At 61.2% G+C, this 18,143-nt stretch carries 16 protein-coding genes and 2 pseudogenes; 7 read left to right on the plus strand and 11 right to left on the minus strand.

Annotation, left to right across the window (positions count from 1 at the left end; translation table 11 throughout):
* Both erm and HMPREF2698_RS13760 read right to left on the minus strand, forming a co-directional pair.
* Nucleotides 1-511: 23S ribosomal RNA methyltransferase Erm (gene erm, locus HMPREF2698_RS11110; RefSeq protein WP_070564687.1), on the minus strand; the 511-nt coding region annotated here is incomplete at its 3' end.
* Nucleotides 512-610: 99 nt separating this feature from the next.
* Nucleotides 611-676: an erythromycin resistance leader peptide gene (locus HMPREF2698_RS13760; protein ID WP_071569110.1), complete on the minus strand. Its 66-nt coding sequence runs from the start codon at nt 674-676 to the stop codon at nt 611-613.
* Nucleotides 677-1,133: 457 nt separating this feature from the next.
* Here HMPREF2698_RS13760 and HMPREF2698_RS11115 point away from each other — a divergent pair, with 457 nt between their 5' ends.
* The 4 genes from HMPREF2698_RS11115 to HMPREF2698_RS11130 all read left to right on the plus strand — a co-directional run bounded on the left by HMPREF2698_RS11115 (nt 1,134) and on the right by HMPREF2698_RS11130 (nt 5,740).
* The gene (locus tag HMPREF2698_RS11115; protein WP_231732355.1) at nt 1,134-2,495 is read left to right on the plus strand and encodes an MATE family efflux transporter; all 1,362 of its coding nucleotides are present in this window, start codon (nt 1,134-1,136) and stop codon (nt 2,493-2,495) included.
* A gap of 151 nt (nt 2,496-2,646) precedes the next feature.
* A complete protein-coding gene (locus tag HMPREF2698_RS11120) occupies nt 2,647-3,804 on the plus strand; it encodes an ABC transporter substrate-binding protein (protein ID WP_070497388.1) in 1,158 nt (385 codons plus the stop codon).
* Between the two features lie 41 nt (nt 3,805-3,845).
* Nucleotides 3,846-4,925: a FecCD family ABC transporter permease gene (locus HMPREF2698_RS11125; RefSeq protein WP_049156286.1), complete on the plus strand. Its 1,080-nt coding sequence runs from the start codon at nt 3,846-3,848 to the stop codon at nt 4,923-4,925.
* Nucleotides 4,925-5,740, plus strand: a complete 816-nt coding sequence (locus HMPREF2698_RS11130; RefSeq protein ID WP_049156256.1) for an ABC transporter ATP-binding protein — start codon at nt 4,925-4,927, stop codon at nt 5,738-5,740. The genes HMPREF2698_RS11125 and HMPREF2698_RS11130 overlap by 1 nt, the downstream gene beginning before the upstream one ends.
* Nucleotides 5,741-5,768: 28 nt before the next feature.
* Here HMPREF2698_RS11130 and HMPREF2698_RS13765 read toward each other — a convergent pair.
* The 3 genes and pseudogenes from HMPREF2698_RS13765 to HMPREF2698_RS13770 all read right to left on the minus strand — a co-directional run.
* Nucleotides 5,769-5,987 (minus strand): annotated as a pseudogene (locus HMPREF2698_RS13765) (integrase core domain-containing protein); the annotation flags it as partial.
* Between the two features lie 90 nt (nt 5,988-6,077).
* A complete protein-coding gene (locus tag HMPREF2698_RS13300) occupies nt 6,078-6,317 on the minus strand; it encodes a DDE-type integrase/transposase/recombinase (protein WP_166684816.1) in 240 nt (79 codons plus the stop codon).
* Nucleotides 6,314-6,613 (minus strand): IS3 family transposase, encoded by a 300-nt coding sequence (locus tag HMPREF2698_RS13770; protein ID WP_311523059.1) that lies wholly within the window; start codon nt 6,611-6,613, stop codon nt 6,314-6,316. The genes HMPREF2698_RS13300 and HMPREF2698_RS13770 overlap by 4 nt, the downstream gene beginning before the upstream one ends.
* Before the next feature lie 518 nt (nt 6,614-7,131).
* Between HMPREF2698_RS13770 and HMPREF2698_RS13475 the strand changes: the two genes are divergently transcribed.
* Nucleotides 7,132-7,329, plus strand: a complete 198-nt coding sequence (locus tag HMPREF2698_RS13475; RefSeq protein WP_158014578.1) for a hypothetical protein — start codon at nt 7,132-7,134, stop codon at nt 7,327-7,329.
* Between the two features lie 175 nt (nt 7,330-7,504).
* Here HMPREF2698_RS13475 and HMPREF2698_RS13705 read toward each other — a convergent pair whose 3' ends face one another.
* Nucleotides 7,505-9,691, minus strand: coding sequence for a 3-hydroxyacyl-CoA dehydrogenase/enoyl-CoA hydratase family protein (locus HMPREF2698_RS13705; protein WP_070523530.1), 2,187 nt, complete (start codon nt 9,689-9,691; stop codon nt 7,505-7,507).
* Nucleotides 9,692-10,852, minus strand: a complete 1,161-nt coding sequence (locus HMPREF2698_RS11150; protein ID WP_070523527.1) for an acetyl-CoA C-acyltransferase — start codon at nt 10,850-10,852, stop codon at nt 9,692-9,694.
* 324 nt (nt 10,853-11,176) lie between these two features.
* Here HMPREF2698_RS11150 and HMPREF2698_RS11155 point away from each other — a divergent pair, with 324 nt between their 5' ends.
* Both HMPREF2698_RS11155 and HMPREF2698_RS11160 read left to right on the plus strand, forming a co-directional pair.
* Entirely contained in the window at nt 11,177-12,340 is a 1,164-nt protein-coding gene (locus HMPREF2698_RS11155; protein ID WP_210386603.1) for an NRAMP family divalent metal transporter, read from the plus strand.
* Nucleotides 12,331-13,111: pseudogene (locus tag HMPREF2698_RS11160) on the plus strand (putative hydro-lyase). Before HMPREF2698_RS11155 ends, HMPREF2698_RS11160 begins: the two are co-directional and overlap by 10 nt.
* Before the next feature lie 254 nt (nt 13,112-13,365).
* On the opposite strand, the gene HMPREF2698_RS11165 reads toward HMPREF2698_RS11160, so the two are convergent.
* The 4 genes from HMPREF2698_RS11165 to HMPREF2698_RS11180 are packed head-to-tail and all read right to left on the minus strand — an operon-like array spanning nt 13,366 to nt 18,096.
* Nucleotides 13,366-13,965, minus strand: a complete 600-nt coding sequence (locus HMPREF2698_RS11165; protein WP_070523521.1) for a GntR family transcriptional regulator — start codon at nt 13,963-13,965, stop codon at nt 13,366-13,368.
* 22 nt (nt 13,966-13,987) lie between these two features.
* Nucleotides 13,988-15,763 carry an acetyl/propionyl/methylcrotonyl-CoA carboxylase subunit alpha gene (locus HMPREF2698_RS11170; protein ID WP_070564693.1) on the minus strand — a complete coding sequence of 592 codons (1,776 nt, stop codon included), beginning with the start codon at nt 15,761-15,763 and terminating at the stop codon, nt 13,988-13,990.
* A gap of 24 nt (nt 15,764-15,787) precedes the next feature.
* Nucleotides 15,788-17,335: a 5-oxoprolinase subunit B/C family protein gene (locus HMPREF2698_RS11175; protein ID WP_070523515.1), complete on the minus strand. Its 1,548-nt coding sequence runs from the start codon at nt 17,333-17,335 to the stop codon at nt 15,788-15,790.
* Entirely contained in the window at nt 17,335-18,096 is a 762-nt protein-coding gene (locus tag HMPREF2698_RS11180) for a LamB/YcsF family protein (RefSeq protein WP_070564696.1), read from the minus strand. The genes HMPREF2698_RS11175 and HMPREF2698_RS11180 overlap by 1 nt, the downstream gene beginning before the upstream one ends.
* Nucleotides 18,097-18,143 lie beyond the last annotated feature (47 nt).

The raw sequence follows: 18,143 nt of genomic DNA on the forward strand, positions 1-18,143 counted from the left end.
CGTTTGGCTGTGGCCGGAAAGCAGACCTTGGTACCCGAGAACCCAGGTGAAATGTGAACCATGGGGACCACTGAGCCGTCATCATCGTGCTTGCGCCTACCCCGGCCCGGCGGCGAGCGACTTCCCACTGCATGAGGAGTACAGCGTCAGTCCATGCCGGCGCATGCAACAACTTTCGAAGAATGGCAGTGGTGAGGTGAAAGGGAATGTTTCCCACAATGACGCAGGGAGTGGCGGGTAACCGGAAGTTAAGGAAATCATCATGGACCACTTCGACCGCCGCCGAGGAGGTTTCTTGTGTGATTTTGGCAGCTAGTTTTGCGTCCACTTCAACTGCCGTTATCGCCCTCCCCAAGTGGGCCATCGGGTGAGTGAGGGCACCGCTTCCTGGCCCGATCTCAATGATGGGGCCGGAGGTTTGTTTCACAAGGTCGATGATGGAGTTGATGATCTTGTGGTTGGTGAGAAAATTTTGGCCATGCTCGTGACGGCCGTGTCCGTATGCAGACATCAGGTGTGCTCCTTGGATTTGAAAGGGAGCCGGGCATGACAAATAGCCGCCCGGCTAAAGGACCGGAGCGGTTTTTAACCTACGGGGTAGGAAACCGCCTTAGCGGTTGGTGCGCAACCGCAAGAAAGCGGTACCTGAAATCAACATGGGTCTAATTATATCCATTTAAATTCGCGGGTCTCTCCTATCCATCTTCACACTCCTTCCACCTGAAGTGTTTGAAGTGGAAATCTTCAATTATGGTAGCCTTACCTAAACTAGGTATAATCTTTATACTTTCCGAAGGGAGTCTCTGCCGCTGCAAACACCAGCCCTGAACGGGATTCGGTCTCAACCAACGGTGGTACCGCTGGGGCATCGGCCAGCACCAGCTGAATCCGCAGGGGCGAACCACTAATTTCCATGGTGCAGACGGCAGCGTCCGATTGCAACTTTGGTGCAGATGTATCGCAGCGCCATTCGCTTCAACGGCCTGGAGGCCGCAAATGAATCGGATGTGCTGCGTATCTACCGCTAGAAACCGCAGCACATTGGAGACCAGCCGCCAAAATGGGCGAGGTTTAGAAGATGAGAAGCGAGGGCCGAGACGAATGTTAGTCCGAAGTTGAAGGTGGCTGCGAGGTTGAAATCCATCCGGAAATATCGCGAAGTTCTGGGAATTTCCCTTCCCATCGCTGGAGTACAACTCGCCGGAGTTGCATTGACCACCACGGACGTATTGATGCTGCAGTCCGTGGGCGTACTGGCGATAGCCGGCGGCGGCCTAGCGATGCAGCTTTACAACCAGATCCGCACGATGTGCGTGGGCATGGTGACGGCCGGGGCAAATCTTGTGGCTGAAGCAGCAGCAAAAATGGAAAAAGAGAAAACCTCTTGTCAAAATTGCGAGGCGGGAGCAGAACAGATCCGGCGGGCTGTGCGCTCCTCCTTCGCGGTGGCCACTGGCACTGCAATTCTCGGCGCGTTACTGGTCATCGCCCTAGGCGGATTGGTCCTTGTTCTGCCCATCGACAAGCACGTTGCCCAACTCACCTTCGCCATGACCCTTGCGCTCGCACCCGGGTTAGTCCCGATGATGTGGCTCAACGTCCTGCGCCAATTCGCCGTGGGCATGCGAAAACCCGGCTCCCTGTTAACCATCACGCTGATATCGATATTTATAAATATCGCATTGAACTGGTTATTTATGACATGGGCAGCCTCGGATCACTGGAAGGTAGCGGGCATCGGGCTTTCTACAACTGTCATCCAACTGCTTACCTTCCTGGCCTTCCGGATTGTGGTACTGCGCATTCCCGAGCTACAGCCCTATTTCCACATCCTTCCGTGTAAAGGAGATGGGGAGACTATCTGCCGCCTCGTCCGCCTCGGGGTACCAGTCAGTCTGACCTATGGCTCGGAGGCTGCAATAACAACCATCGCCGGTTTAGTGATGGGGACCTTTAGCCCACAGATGCTAGCGGCGCACAATATTGTGAACCAACTGGCGTACATCGTTTACCAAGTGTGCATCGGCTTTTCTCACGGCGGCTCGGTGCTGATCACAAGGGCTCGGGCCGAGAGTGCCGACTCAGTGCGCGAGATTACCCGACGCATATTGTTCGTCGTGGTCACGTATCTGGGAATAATGGGCGCGCTGTGGCTTCTGTTGGGCAGGTGGGTACTGCATCCTTTCTTAAAAGAGGCAGATCCCACCACCTTTCACATTGCCGTCCTGCTCCTATGTCTCGCGGTACTGCAACAGTTCGCCAAAGGAATCCAAAACGTGGCAGTGGGCCTACTGAGAGGCCTGAAAGACACCACCTCAGGGCTACGCTGCACCCTCGTCGGGTACTGGCTGGTTGGCGTCCCCGGGATTCTGATATTTGGAAAGCTCCTCGGATGGGAAGGATATGGCGTCTGGTTAGGACTCATCATGGGTTTCGCAACCACGGCGGTACTGCTGCTACGCACATATTCCCGCCGACTGAATGAACTGACTTAACGGGAATGTTGGGGGTAAAAGTTTCATCACCCATTGTAGATAAACAAAGGTATGGCTAACCTAATAGATCCACTTGGAAGAAAGGATTGCCTTGTCCCTCACGACAACTAGGGCTCGCGGTTTTAAAACCCCACGCGCCCCTCACCACCGAATGGCCCGCGTAGTCGCCTCAGCCGTCACCGCCACTGCCCTCCTTATGACCGCTGCCTGCAGCACTAACGATGAACAACAGACCGCAGATGACGGAGAAAAGCAACAGATCACCGACATTCTCGGGCGCGAAGTCGAGGTCCCGAAGAACGTCGATCGGGTCCTCATGGGCGGGCAACGGATGCTTTACACGACATCCATCCTCAACAAAGAAAACCCGCTCCAGGGCATCGTTGCCTGGCCAGATGACCTGGAGCAGAACGACCCTGGCACGTACAAGAAGTACGAACAGAAATTCTCAGAGATCGAAGATATTGAGCAAACTGGTGAAGTTTACGACGGCTCGATGTCCGTTGAGCAAGCTTTGAATTCCCGTCCAGATGTCTTCATTGTCTCCGCAAGCAGCTTCGAAGCCGCCCAGGATGCTGGCATCGTAGACGGTCTAGAAAAGGCCGGAATCCCCACGGTTACCGTCGATTACTTTACCGACCCGGTGAAGAACACCGCACCGAGCGTGCGCTTGCTCGGCAAGGTACTCGGCCACGAGAAGGAAGCGGAAGAGTATGCCGAGTTCTATGAGTCCAAGGTGAACATGGTTCAGGAGCGCCTAGAAAAAGCCAAGGCCACCCCCACACCGACCTTCCTCTGGCGAGCTCCCGGCTACTTCGACTGCTGCTCTACCTTCGCTAAGTCCAACCTAGCCCAAATTGTTAACGCAGCGGGTGGCGAAAACGTGGGCGACGATATGATCGACGCCAAGCAGGGGCAAGTCTCTCCCGAGGCGCTAGCTGAAAAAGACCCAGACGTCATCATCGCCACCGGCGCAGACTGGACCGGCGCCAAGCAGCAGCCAAAGAAGAATGGCTTTGTACCCCTGGGCTACGACGAGTCCACCGAACAGGCAGCCAAAGACTTCCAACGCGTTGTTGACGGGCAACCTGTCCTTAAGGAAATGCGGACGGTCAAGAACAAGCGGGCCTACGCTGCGTGGCATCACTTCTACGACTCCCCATACAACTACCTAGCCATCGAGTGGTTTGCCAAAGCCATGCACCCCGACCTGTTTTCCGATGTCGACCCGCAGGCCGATTTGGAAGAACTACATGAAAAATTCCTCCCTGTGGAGGCTAGCGGCACCTTCTGGACTGGTTTGCCATGAGCCACGGAGCACGAGCGCAATCAATTGCCACCGGAAGCGAGGTGGACGACCAAAACTCTACCCCGCAACGGCAACGCCCCCGGTCAAACTGGTACCGAACAGCTAGCAGGCGAAAGGTAGCGATCATCGCAGGGCTTACGGCCCTGCTATGCGTCACCATTGCCATAGATTTCCTCATCGGCAGCAGTTTGAACGCAAATGAGGCGCTCTACGTGCTCTTTCACCCCAGCGATTCCCGCCCAATTGACTGGCAGATCATCTTTGATATACGTCTGCCTATGACCGTCACAGCGGTGCTCATCGGTGGCACCCTCGCTGCTGCCGGCGCAGAGATGCAAACCATCTTGGATAACCCCTTGGCAGAGCCCTATACGCTGGGCATTTCCGCCGCTGCGAGCTTTGGCGCAGCCTTTGCCACCGTCTCAGGATTCACCGCGGCGGGAATCGGGGCAGCGCTGGGAATGGCGGGCAGTGCTTGGGTCTTCGCCCTCGCGGCCTGTGCGGTGATCGTCCTATTCTCTCGGTCAAAGAGCTCTGGTACCGAGGGAATGATTCTGCTGGGCATAGCCATCGTGTTCCTCTTCGATGCTCTACTAGCGCTAATGCAGTACCTCGCCTCGCAGACCCAATTAGAGCAGGTGGTTTTCTGGACCTTGGGCAGCCTTACGCGCGCTACGTGGCCTCAGATCGGCCTTCTCGCGGTCATCTCACTAATCGGAATTGCTTACTTCTACCGCAATGCGTGGACGCTGACCGCGTTTCGAATGGGCGACGACCGCGCTAGGTCCATGGGTATCAATATCCCAAAGCTGCGCACGTACACGCTGGTGGGAGTCTCCCTTATGGCGGCAACTGCCGTTTCGATGGCCGGGACAATTGGTTTCATCGGACTCGTCGGCCCACATATCGCCAGGATGCTCGTTGGTGAGGACCAACGCTTCTTCCTCACCACGTCCATCATCTCAGGTGCGCTTTTGCTGACCTCAGCCTCAGTGGTATCCAAGCTGATCCAGCCTGGGGCGATTCTGCCTGTCGGCATCATCACCGCGATTGTGGGCGTTCCCGTGTTCGTCGTCCTCATTGTTTTGCGACGCCGCCCCCGAACTGTCTCCTCAACCTAATGATCGCCTCTCCCAGTACTTCCTGCCCCAGAAAGGACCCCCTCGTGGAACAACCGCCCACGGTTCCGCCAGAACCCACACTCCGGGTAGATAACCTGTGCTTTTCCCATGGAGACGAACAGATACTGAATGACGTATGTCTCCCAAAGATCGAAGCTGGAACCGTCACCGCCCTCGTCGGCCCTAATGGCGCTGGTAAGTCGACTTTGCTGCGCTGCATGGCTAACCTATGCCGATTCAGCGGCGACGTCACTGGGCCCGAGGCAGTATATTTGCCACAGGATCCCCCGCCGGAAAGCACCCTTACCGTATTCGAATCGGTACTTCTGGCACTCCAGCATTCCCGGACGGGATTCAGCGGACTACGGGTAGCCACATCCACACAGGACCGAGTCAGCTCGGTCCTCACGCGGCTGGGGCTAGAAGACCTAGAATCCCGAACAATGTCCCAGCTCTCCGGCGGCCAGCGTCAATTAGTAAGCTTCGCCCAGGCCATCGTATGCCGGCCGCAGGCATTACTACTGGACGAGCCAACCAGCGCTCTTGACCTAAGAAATCAGCTCATCCTCATGGAGCATATTCGCGCCTATGCAGCTGAAGCACCCGCGGCGGTCGTGGTTTCGATGCACGATCTTTCACAAGCAGCGCGCTTCGCTCACCGCATTGCGGTACTCCACGCGGGCACTGTATACGCACACGGAGCAGCTAAGGACGTGTTAACCGCAAAAATGTTGCGTGAAGTCTACCGCGTAGATGGAAAAGTCACCCTTACTGATGACGGTTCTGCAGCAATCACCACATCCAGAGCCATATAAGGGGCTTGAAGTGCCCCGAGTTTTGTTCCTAGGCATGTTCCTTGATTTCTATTATTCCCTGTTGCGGGTTCTTCTTCCACAATTCGGTTTCCACCTCGGCTGGGGTTCGATATCCCAGGCTTTGGTGGAGCCTTACCTCGTTCCACCATGACACCCACTCGAACGTCGCGATTTCTACCTCGACAACATCATTCCACCTGCGAGTATGGATGAGCTCATTCTTGTAAGAGCCGTTAACGTTTTCAGCTAGAGCATTGTCATTTCAGTCACCGACGGTCCCAGTGGAAGCGGCAATCCCGTGCTGGGCGAGACGCTGGTTGTAGACAACGCTGACGTACTATAAGCCGTGATCCGAATGGTGAATAAGGCCTGTTGTTTCCTTCGCGCTCACAATCGCTTGGTTGAGTGCTTGCAGCGGTAATACCTCGGTGCGCATCGAGTCCGATAATGCCCATCCGACGATCCGCCGGGAGTAAACGTCAGTGACAAACGCGGTGTACACAAAACCCTTCTTCGTACGCACGTAGGTAATGTCGGCCACCCACAGCTTGTTTAAGGCCTTGGGCTTTGAACTCACGCTCGACCAAATCCGGGCGCAGATCCGGCCTGTTGAGGTGTACGGGTTGTGATTGGTGATCCGCCTGTGCCTGTGCCAGAAACACCAGCTAGGCGCATCAGCCGGGCGGTTTGCTCACGACCGATGTCGATTCCGTCACGGTCAAGCGCATGCCACATTGTCCGCACGCCGTAGACACCGTAATTATCCCGATGAATGGCACCAATGCGTTCAATCAGCACAGCGTCACGAAGGCGACGAGCACTTAAGCCCACGGGCTTTGGACTGGCGATAACCACGCGAGGTGATAAACCCACCAGCCCGGTTAATCTTCAACTCCGGTGCAGATGAACTCGACAGAGAAATGATTCCGGTATTTATCGATGAACCGGATCATTTCTTAACGTTTGGGGCCTGGTCGTGAGGCGAAAAAGCTGGTCAGCACACGCACATGCAAAGAGCATCCCTGAATACGGCAACAAAGCAACGAAAATGGTGACTTTCACCCCGGTGTGCTTGAAGGGTCGTACAGGCGCATTTTCGTACCTGCCCAATCCACCTGCATCGTATGCCCTGGTGCATGGGTGATCCGGGCGGTAAGCCCGGCCGCGTCGACATGGCAGGCAACCAATTGGCGGAAACGGTCGTAGCTGTAATGACGCTGGCCCGGCTGGGCCAGCGTTGTGGTGTAGCGAGCCCACAATACTTACAATGTTAGCTTCACACGTCTTGTGCGTGCTTTGACGACCGCGTCAAAGTCAATCGGGACGAACGTGCCTTGCCCGCTACTGCGCTTATCTACGAAAATCGCGTCCAACTCGTTATTGATGGGCATGTGAAATATGACGGAATCACCTACGGCAAACCGGTGGATGAGGTCATCCGGGCGGAGCGGCAGCGTGAAAAGCACATCCAGAATCTAGGCTTTGTTGTCTTGCCGTATTCCCCGAGCGAATTGCTTTATGAAAGACCACGAGTGGTCAGTGAGGTGCGGGCAGCGCTCAAGGCTGTGAGGTCGCACCGTAGCGCATAGTGGTGGGGTGGAAAGCGAGCCTCATCAAGCACCGCCGAGTTTAGATGGTCCTTCTACTTTGGTTTCTTAGTGCTGATAAGGGACCATCTCCACACCAAAACCCCATACAAATGGTCCCTTTGCTGAGTAAAGGGGACCAGAGTAAGGGGACCATTTGCGATGAGGGTGGCGCAGGCTAGTTGTTGAGCGGCTTGCGGGTCGCGGCCATGTGCTTGGCGCGCTCCACGTTGGCGGGCAGGAGGACCAGCGGTACGTCGTACTCCACCTCGCGGTCGCAGAACTCGGTGAAGCTCAGCGAGCCGGAGCCGGTGTACATCTCGGCGAGCTTGGCCACGATGACGTGGTCATTCTCGGTGGTGCCCTCGATAGGCCAATCGCGGTCGAGGGCGGGGGAGCCGGAGTACATCTCAATCTCCTCATCGGCCGGCGGGGTGTAGGAGCCGGCCAGGGTGGCGGCCTCCTCCATAGCGCGGGCGAGGACGTGGTCGTAGGACATGAGCACGACATCATCCGAGGACAAAAAGCCAGCCTTCTGTGCCTCGAAAGCAGACGAGAAGTTGCGGGCGGACGCGATGAAATCGAAGGCCTTCTGGTGATAGTCTTCGACACCGGCCGCCTTGAGGCGCTCCAGCGAGGAGATGGTGCCGGTCCAGCCGGGGTAGAGGCCCACGGTGCGCTCCGGGAAGCCAAGGCGGGTATCGGCGTGGGCCACGATGCGGTCGCAGGCCAGAGCGGTTTCGAAGCCGCCGCCCAGAGCGACGCCACGCACAGCGGCCACGACCGGAACCGGGGCGAACTTAAGGGCGCGTAGGGTGGTCGAGCCGTCCGAAAGGAGGGATTCGACGAGCGAGGCATCGCCGGACTCACCAGCGGAAGCGATGGAAGCGAGGTCTGCGCCCGCGCAGAAAACCGGCTTGTCATTACCAATAACCAGCGCGACGAGGTTCTCCGAGGTCACGGCGCCCAGAGCGGCACGGATGACTTCGAGGGCGGGCGTTGGCAGGGAGTTCATCGGGGTGTGTAGGTCGATGATGCCGATGCGGCCAGCCGGGGTGGAGACCGCGTGGACAGCGCCCGCCTCCTGAGACACGATGGTCTCCGCATCCAGAGAAGCCAGGGTGACAACACCCTCGCGCGGCGCGAGTTCCTGACGTTCTCCCTGAGAAGAGAGCACCGAGCCCTTGCCGTAAAAACCGCCCGCCGAAGCCGCGGCGGAGACCAAGGCCGGGACGTTGGAGCCGTAGGCGGAGGCGACCCAGTCGATGCCGATGGCGTCGGCAAGCGCGAAGATGCCCTTCTTCCAGCCGAAACCAAGAGTAAGGCCCTCGTCGATGAGGCCCACGTGGTCCGCAATGTCAGGTGCGACCTCGCAGCAGTACGCCAGCGTGCCGAGGAAGACGGCGCGGGCAAAACGGCCGCCCGGCGAATCGGTCTCCATGACCTCGCGCGGATCTTTGAGTCCCACGACAGGATCGGTGGGCTGAGTGCGGGGTACGTATTCGTAGGAGGCGTTGATGACCTCGTCACGGCCGCGGTAAAAGCCGCCGTCACCGGTGCGGCCGGTGAGCCCTCGAGAAACGAGACCTTCGATAAAGGAGTCATCGCCGAGGGGGACGTCAAGAAGCGGATCGCCCGCCGGCAGGGCCGTCTCCAAAGACTTCCAAATCGGCTTGACCAGCTGGAGGCCGATGTAATCGAGCAGCCCGAAAATACCGGTGCGCGGAATGCCGAAGGCACGGCCGAAGGAGGCGTCGGCAAGCTCGTAGCTCACGTCGAACTCGCGGGCGCGTGCCACACCGGCGGCCATCCAGTAGCAGCCCACGCGGTTGGCAATGAAACCCGGGGTGTCGCGGCACTCGAGAGCAATCTTGCCCAGGGTTTGCTCGATGGTCGTGCGCAGCGTGTCCTCGGTCTCTCCAGAAGCGATGAGCTCCACCAGCCGCATGACCTTCGGCGGGTTGAAGAAGTGCGTGATAGCGAACTTCTCGCGGCGGGCCTCCGGCACGCCCTCCAGGAGGGAGGCCAGCGGCAGGGTCGAGGTGTTCGAGCTCAACAGAGCATCCGCAGACAAATAAGGCTCGATGGCCTCGTAGAGCGAGTGCTTGGCGCCGAGGTCCTCGAAGATGGCCTCGATGACCCACTCGCGGTCCTCCAACAGCGCGTAGTCATCGCTGGCGCGCACGCGCTCGGCGAACTCTGGCAGGTGGAAGCCTTTGCGCTTGAGCTGGATGTCGACGCCGCGCTGCGCGCCTTCCGCGTTCTGGTCCAGCAGCACGACGTCCATGCCCGCCGACGCACACAGCGCGGCGATGCCCGAACCCATAGAACCTGCGCCGATGACGGCTACCTTGGTGATGCTCATTTACTTTTCTCCATTCTCAATAGTCATGGCGATTCCCTGACCGCCGCCGATGCACATGGTGACCAGGCCATAGCGCTTGCCCTCGCGGCGTAGTGCATACGCCAGTTTGGTCAGCAGGATGACGCCCGTGGCACCGACCGGGTGGCCGTGCGCAACGGCGCCGCCATAGATATTCGTCTTCGCCGGGGCGAAGCCCAGCTGGTCCTGCACGGCGATGGCCTGGGCGGCGAAAGCCTCGTTGGATTCGATGAGGTCGATATCCTCCAAGCTCAGCTCGGCCTTATCCAGCGCCTTCGGGACGGCAGCGATAGGGCCGATGCCCATACGCGTCGGGTCCACGCCCGCGATGGACCAGGACACAATCTTCGCCAGCGGGTCCAAGCCACGCTTGGCCACCTCTTCCGCGGTGGCCAGCACGGCGGCTGCCGCACCATCGTTGATGCCGGAGGCGTTGCCGGCGGTGACGGTTCCGTCCTTAACAAAGACCGGCTTGAGCTTCGCCAGCTTCTCGACGTCCGTCTCTCGCACCGCTTCATCAAAGTCCAGCTCGCCGACGGGGACGATTTCTTCCGCGTGGACGCCCTCCGCGCGGGCCTGGGCGGCGCGCGCCTGGGACTCGGCGGCGAACTCGTCCTGGCGCTCGCGGGTGATGGTGTTATCTGCAGCGACGTTCTCCGCGGTTACGCCCATATGGCCGGTGCCGAAGGGACAGGAGAGCGCGCCGGTGAGCCAGTCATAGAGTTTGCCGTCACCCATGCGCTTGCCAAAGCGTGCGCCTTCGACGGAGTAGGGCGCGTTGCTCATAGATTCCGCGCCGACGGCCAGCGCCAGGGCGCCGTCGCCAGACTGCAGAAGTTGGGCCGCACTGATGACGGCCTGGACTCCGGAGCCGCACAGGCGGTTGACGCCCATCGCAGTGGAGGAGTCCGGCATGCCGACGTTCTTGGCAATGGCGCGTGAGAGGTAGAGGTCCTTCGGCACGACGGGCATGACGTTGGAGGCTACGGCGGTATCGAGGTCTGCACCAGTTAGCCCCGAACGATCAATAGCCACTTCGGCGGCAAGCGAACCGAGCTCGGTGAGGGAAAGTCGGGCCAGGCTACCACCAAATTTTCCGACGGGCAGGCGCGCGGCGCCCGCGATGTAGATGTCTTGGGGCATGAGCTCCTCCGTAGGTTTAACGAATCATCATTAGTTAACTAGGTATCCTAGGTCACTTTTTCGCCGCGTGCAACGGAGCTTCACTGGAAGGTGTGTGAGGGGCTGTAGTTATGGCGTGGGTGTAACGTGCGCCACCCCCGCGTTGTTTACAGATTGTTCAACAACCCTTATGCTTTCACCATCGTTAAATGCGACCTTCGTCACGAAAGGTGCCCAACAATGAGCTTGGAATCAACCAATTCCTCCGCAGCTTCCCAGGAAGCAGCCCAGGGAACTACACAGGACGCGCCGAAAGAAGCGCAAGCCCCCAAGGGCATCGGCGCCATGGCCGGCGCCATGTTCCTTATGGCCACCTCTGCCATCGGCCCGGGCTTCTTGACCCAAACCTCCGTCTTCACCGTGCAGATGGGCGCGGCCTTCGCCTTCGCTATTGCGCTGTCGATCATTGTGGACATCGCCATCCAGCTCAACGTCTGGCGCATCCTCGCTGTCTCCGGCATGCGCGCCAACGAGCTGGGTAACACTGTGCTGCCGGGCCTGGGTTGGTTCCTCGCTGTCCTAGTTTTCATCGGCGGCGTTGTCTTCAACATCGGCAATATCGCCGGCTCCGGCTTGGGCCTAAACGCCATGATCGGCATCGATGCACGCATCGGTGGCCTCATCGCCTCGGCCATCGCCATCTTCATCTTCCTGTCCAAGCGGGCGGGTGTTGCGCTTGACCGCATCGTCGCCGCGCTGGGCGCCATCATGATTCTGCTCATGCTTTACGTGGCGATTGTCTCCCAACCACCGGTGGGTGAGGCCCTGAAGAATACCGTCATGCCGGAAAGCATTGACTTCTTCGTCATCACCACCCTCATCGGCGGCACAGTGGGCGGCTACATTACCTTTGCCGGCGCGCACCGCCTCATCGACTCGGGCCTGTCCGGCCCGGAGAACGTCGGCGCGATTACGAAGACCTCCGTGCTCGGCATCATCGTCACCGGCATCATGCGCGTGCTGCTCTTCCTCGCGGTCCTGGGCGTCGTCGCCACGGGCGTTGCGCTCTCCGAGGACAACACGGCCGCCGATGCCTTCCGCCAGGCCGCCGGCGAGTTTGGCCTTCGCGCCTTCGGTGTCGTCCTTTTCGCGGCCGGCCTATCCTCCGTCATCGGCGCGTCCTACACCTCCATCACCTTTGTGACCACCCAGAAGGTCAGCCCGCGGACCCGTAACTTCCTCACCGTCGGCTTCATCGTTGTCTGCGCCATCCTCTTCGCTATCCTCAACTCCGCACCGCAAAAACTTCTCATCTTCGCGGGTGCTTTCAACGGCATCATCCTGCCCATCGCCTTCGCCATGGTGATGTGGGTCGCGTTCAAGCGCCATGACCTCACCCACGGCGTCAAGCAGCCGATGTGGCTGCTCATCGCCGGCGTCTTGGCGCTCGCGCTGGAAATCTTCATTGGCGTTAAATCCATCTCGGGAATCGTTGAACTATGGGCATAATGCAGACTCCCGCAGATGTGCGCGCCTTCGCCCGCGCGCACGACATGACCACCACCGCCGGCCACGCCCGCGGCTTCATGCAGGCTAACCTCATCGCGCTGCCGCGCGAGTACGCCTTCGACTTCCTCCTCTTTGCACAGCGCAACCCCAAGCCGTGCCCCATCGTCGGTGTGCTGGAGGCCGGGCAGTTCACCTCTGAGCTCATCCCGGGCGGGGATATTCGCACGGACATCCCGGCCTACAACATCTATGAGGATGGCCAGCTTACGCAGACGCTTGACGACGCTTCCCCCCTTCTACTCCGCCGACATCGTCTCCTTCCTCATCGGTTGTTCCTTCACCTTTGAGAATGCGCTCGTGGAGAACGGCATTTCCATCGCCCACATTGATCAGGGCCGCAACGTGCCGATGTATCGCACCTCGATTCCCTGCGCGCCGGCTGGAGTCTTCTCTGGGCCGATGGTTGTCTCCATGCGCCCCATCCCCGCGAGCCAGGTTGCCGATGCCGTCCGCATCACCTCCCGCTACCCGGGCGTCCATGGTGCCCCGGTTCACGTGGGCGACCCTGCTGCCATCGGCATCGAGGACTTGTCGCAGCCCGATTTCGGCGAAGCCGTCGACATCCCTGAGGGCACCATCCCGGTCTTCTGGGCGTGCGGCGTGACCCCGCAGGCCATCGTGATGAACTCGCGTCCCAGCCTGGCCATCACACATGCCCCGGGCAAGATGCTCGTCACCGACATCCCGGATCGCGACTTCCTCATCCCTTAATTTCTGTGCGGTGGTGCTACCACCCCAAGCCCTCAGTGCGCCGATACATGGTTCTACTCAGATGGTTCTGGTCAGAAGGTTTGTTTGGGGGCAAACAAACCTTCTTTGAGTGCATAGATGGTTCACTTGGGGGTAAACGAACCTTTTGACCCGAACCATCTCACTCGAACCATGTGGTGCCGGTTAGTTTTGCGCGGGTGGAACCGGCTAACAGGAGCGAAGGCCATAGTGGGGGACTCGGAAACTAAAGGAAGCTAAAGGACCCGGAGAATCGATTCCATCGCGCGCATCAAGTCCGCGCGGCAGGCATCGGCGGCCGCCTCGCGCTCGCCTTGCGCAATGAGGTGAGCCAAGTCGATGTTGGCTTGCACGTGGTTATCGTGAATCTGCGGGTAGCGCTCCAGCGTCAACAAGAAGGTCAAGCGCATGCGCGCCAGCAGGTGCGACATGGAGCGGTCCAGCGTCGGCGAGCCCAAACCGGCGACCAGCTGCTTGTGGAAGCGCTGGTTGATGAGGGGGCGGGGAGCGTCGTTAAGCACTGCGGATTCGGTCAGCCGCACCAGCTCGCCTGGGTCCTCGAAGGTGGCATAGCGCGCCGCGGCCGGCTCGATGGCTGCGCGCGCCAAGTAGAGATCGCGCACGAAATCGCCGTCAGGGGTGGCGATGAACACACCCCTGTGCGGGATGCGCTCCACGATGCGCTCGGAGGCGAGCATGGCGAAGGACTCCCGCAGCGTGTTGCGGGAGCATTCGAAGCGCTCGGCCGCGCGGACCTCGCTGAGCTGGTGTCCGGGCATGTACTCGCCCTCGGAGATGGCGGCGCGGAGCGCGGACGCGACGGAATCAGCAAGCATGCGACTTACAGTAGCCCGCCGCTTAGGAAATCGTGGCGATTACCGCGCCCGGTTCCAGCCTGGAACCCTCCTTTGCCACACGGCTCAGCGTGCCCGCGGCCGGAGCCTTGACCGCGGATTCCATCTTCATGGCCTCAATCGTGGCGATGGCCTGGCCTTCCTCGACCGTCTCGCCGTCCTCGACGTTCCACGCCACGAGGTTGGCCTCGTAGGGGCTGGTCACCTCGTTGCCGCTGGCGCTGGCACCGGAGGCCGCGCTTGCCGACGCCCCCTTCGCCTGCCCCTGCGCCAACATATCGGTGGGGAAGCCCACGCTGACCAGCTTGCCGTCGATCTCCAGCGCAACGCGGGTGCGCTGCGCGTAGATGGCCTCGACGGGGACGGTGGCGCTCGTGGCCTCCGCGGAGGGGCGGTAGTTGTGGTCGAGCCAGTCGGTGTAGATACCGGCTGCGGCATCGGCGTCGCCGTGATCCACGAGGACCTGGGAGGAGACCATATCGCGGTGGAAGGGCAGCACGGTGCGAACACCTTCGATGTCGAATTCCTGGAGGGCCTGCTGTGCACGCTTCAGGGCGATCTCGCGGGTCGGCCCCCAGACCAGAAGCTTAGCCACGAGCGAGTCATAGTAGGGCGGCACGATGGAGCCGGAGCGCACGCCGGAGTCCACGCGGATGCCAGGGCCCGTCGGCGGCTCGAAGCGCACGATGGTGCCCGGGCAGGGGGCGAAGCCGTTGAGGATGTCTTCGGCGTTGATGCGGAACTCGAAGGCGTGGCCATCGGACACAGGGTCTGAAGCTTGCGCTTCAGACGAGGAAGAGGAATCAGACGCGAAGGAGAGGGGCTCCCCGGAGGCAATGCGGAACTGCTCCGCAATGATGTCCACGCCCGTGACCATCTCGGTCACCGGGTGCTCCACCTGCACACGGGTGTTGACCTCGAGGAAGGAAATCGTGCCATCCTCGGAGACGATGTACTCCACCGTGCCGGCACCGGTGTAACCCACCTTCGCGCAGATGGCGCGGGCACCTTCGTGGATGCCGGTGCGCTGTTCGTCGGAAAGCGCAGGCGCCGGGGCCTCCTCGATGAGCTTCTGGAAGCGGCGCTGCGTGGAGCAATCGCGGGTACCCAGCACGGCGACGTTGCCGTGCGTATCAGCCAGAATCTGCGCCTCCACGTGGCGCGGGTGGGTCAGGAACTTCTCCACGTAGCACTCCGCGCGGCCGAAGGCCTCCTTGGCCTCGCGGCCGGCGGAGTTGAAGGCAGCCTCGATGTCTTCGAGGTTCTCCACCACCTTCAGGCCGCGTCCGCCGCCGCCATAAGCGGCCTTGATGGCGATGGGCAGGCCGTGTTTCTCGGCGAAGGCGCGGGCCTCCTGCCAGTCATCGATGGGATCGGAGGTACCCGGTGCCAGCGGGGCGCCAACCTCCTCGGCCACGCGGCGCGCGGCAATCTTGTCACCGAGCAGCTCGATGGACTCCGGCGACGGGCCAATCCACGTCAGGCCGGCCTCGGCCACGGCGCGGGCAAAGTCGGCGTTCTCCGAGAGGAAGCCGTAGCCGGGGTGGATGGCATCCGCGCCGGCGCGCACGGCGATATCGAGGAGCGCGGGGACATTCATATAGGTATCCGCCGCGGAGTTGCCGGGTAGTGCGTAGGCTTCGTCAGCCACCTGGGTGTGCAGGGCGCCGGCATCGGCTTCGGAGTAAATGGCGATGGAGCGGATGCCCATGTCGCGCGCGGTGCGGGCGATACGGACGGCGATCTCGCCGCGGTTAGCAATAAGGACTGCAGAAATCATGTGTGGTTGTTCCTTAATCAGTGTTTAAGCGAGTTCAAAGCGGACCGTCGCCCCCGGCGGGAGCTGCGCGGCAATATCAATATCTTCTTCGAGGACCGTGGCGATGACCGGGTAACCACCGGTCACGGCGTGATCGCGGAGGAAAATCACCGGCTCACCACTCGGCGGAACCTGGACGGAGCCGGCGACCATGCCCTCCGAGGGCAGCTCGCCCTCGCGGGCACGGCTCAGTTCCACGGAGCCCTCCGGGCCCAGCAGGCGCACGCCCACGCGGTTAGACTGCGCGGTCACAGTCCACTCGGTGGCCAGGAAGGCCTCCAGGCTCTCTGGCGTGAACCAGTCATCGCGCGGGCCGAGCACGCAGCGCAGCACGCCCTCGGTCTGTCCGTGCGCGCCTTCGCGAACGCGCATCGGGTTGCTCAGCTGGGCATCGGTCATTGCGGTGGAGCGGGGGAGGACGCCGATGACGTCGCCCAGCCGCACCGGCTGCGGCCCCAACCCAGAGAGCACGTCCGTCGAGGCAGAGCCCAGCTCCGCATCCGCCACGATGCCGCCGCGGATGGCGATGTAGTTGCGCAGGCCCACCGTCGCGGGATCCACGGTCACCGTCGAACCAGCGGTGACGAGCACCGGGCGCGCGAGGTGCACTGGCATATCGTCCAGCAGGACGCGGGATTGGGCACCGGTGACGCACATGACTGCGTCGGTCAGCGCGCGCAGGCGGATGCCACCGATGTTCTCCAGCACGGTGGCCCCGCGGGGGTTGCCCACCGCGACGTTGGCCGTGGCAGCCGCCGCCAGGTCCGCCGCACCCGAGGGCGTGACACCCAAGTTGCCGCGGCCGGGGCGCCCCTGGTCTTGGAAGAGCGTGAGCAGCCCGGCATCGAGGACCTCCATGCGTGGCAGGCGCGCCGGGGTGCGGCGGCCAAAAGGCGTGGTCGACACAACATCTGGCAGCGAGCTCACCGCGCGGTAGCGCACGCGGTCACCGGGCTGCACCAGCGCTGGTGGGTGGGCATCGGATTCCCACATCGGGGTCGAGGTGGTGCCCAGCAGCTGCCAGCCGCCGGGGGAGACGCGCGGGTAGACAGCGGAGAATCCGCCGGCAATACCGACGGCCCCCGCCGGCACCGCGGTGCGCGGGGTGGCGCGGCGCGCGATGTTGAAATTCTGCGCCGGATCCGCCGGGGTGCAATAGGTAAAGCCGGGAGCGAAGCCACCGAAGGCCGCGAGCCACTCGGTGGACGTGTGCCACTCAATGAGGCCTTCGCGCGACATACCCATCAACTCGGCGGCCTCGTCGAGGTCCTCGCCGTCATAGAGAACGTCGATCTCCACAAAGCGCGGATCCTCGCCCGCCTGCGCGGTGGGGTGGAAGTCCTGCAGCTTCTCGGCGGCAGCGGCGGCGGAATTCGGCGTGGCAAAGGTCAGCAGCAAGGTGGTGGCTGCAGCAATGGCATCGACTTGGTCCTTGAGCGGATTGGCGTCGAGGGCCGCGTGCCACGCCATGACCTGGGATAAGTCCTCCAGCTCCACGAGCAGCGCGCGCGTTCCTACGGGGTGAATCTGCATCAGATGGCGCTCCGAATCTCAATTCCGCGCTCCTGCAGCTCGGCGACCACACCGCGCAGCAGTTGCACCGCGCCGGGCGAATCACCGTGCGTGCACACCGACTGGGCATCCACGTTGAGTACGGAGCCATCGATGGCGGTGATGGATCCGGTTTCGGCGACTTCGAGCACGCGCTTGACGACGTCCCCCTCATCACCCATTACAGCATTCGCCTCTCGCCGCGAGACGAGCGTGCCATCGGGGTTGTAGTTGCGGTCCGCGAAGGCCTCGCGGATGACGGTGAGTCCCTTCTTCTCCGCGATGTCGACGGCGACGCCGCCTGGCAGCAGCATAACGGGCAGATCGCCGAAGGCTTTGATGCCGTCGATAACCGCATGGGCCTGAGCCTCGTGGTGGACGATGGTGTTGTACATCGCACCGTGCGGCTTGACGTAGGCCACCTGGGTGCCATTGGCCTGGGCCAGGGCTTGGAGGGCACCGATTTGGTAAGTGATTTCGTCGGCAAGCTCGGCAGGTGCGTAATCGATGAAGCGGCGCCCGAAGGCTGCCGGGTCGTTATAGCCCACGTGTGCGCCGACGGTGACGCCTGCTTCTGCGGCCGCCTTCAGCGTTCCCGCGATGGAGTGCGGATCGCCGGCGTGGAAGCCGGTGGCGACGTTGGCGGAGGAGACGAGCTGGAGCATCGCGGCGTCATCGGCCACGGGGTTGCCGGCGGTAGTCTCGCCGAGGTCAGCGTTGAGGTCTATGTGCAGCGCGCTCATAGCAGGAGGACACCTCTTCTATAGTTCCCGAATTGTTGAACAATCTA

Source organism: Corynebacterium sp. HMSC072A02 (genome assembly GCF_001810085.1).
In the GTDB taxonomy this organism is placed as follows: Bacteria; Actinomycetota; Actinomycetes; order Mycobacteriales; family Mycobacteriaceae; genus Corynebacterium; species Corynebacterium hesseae.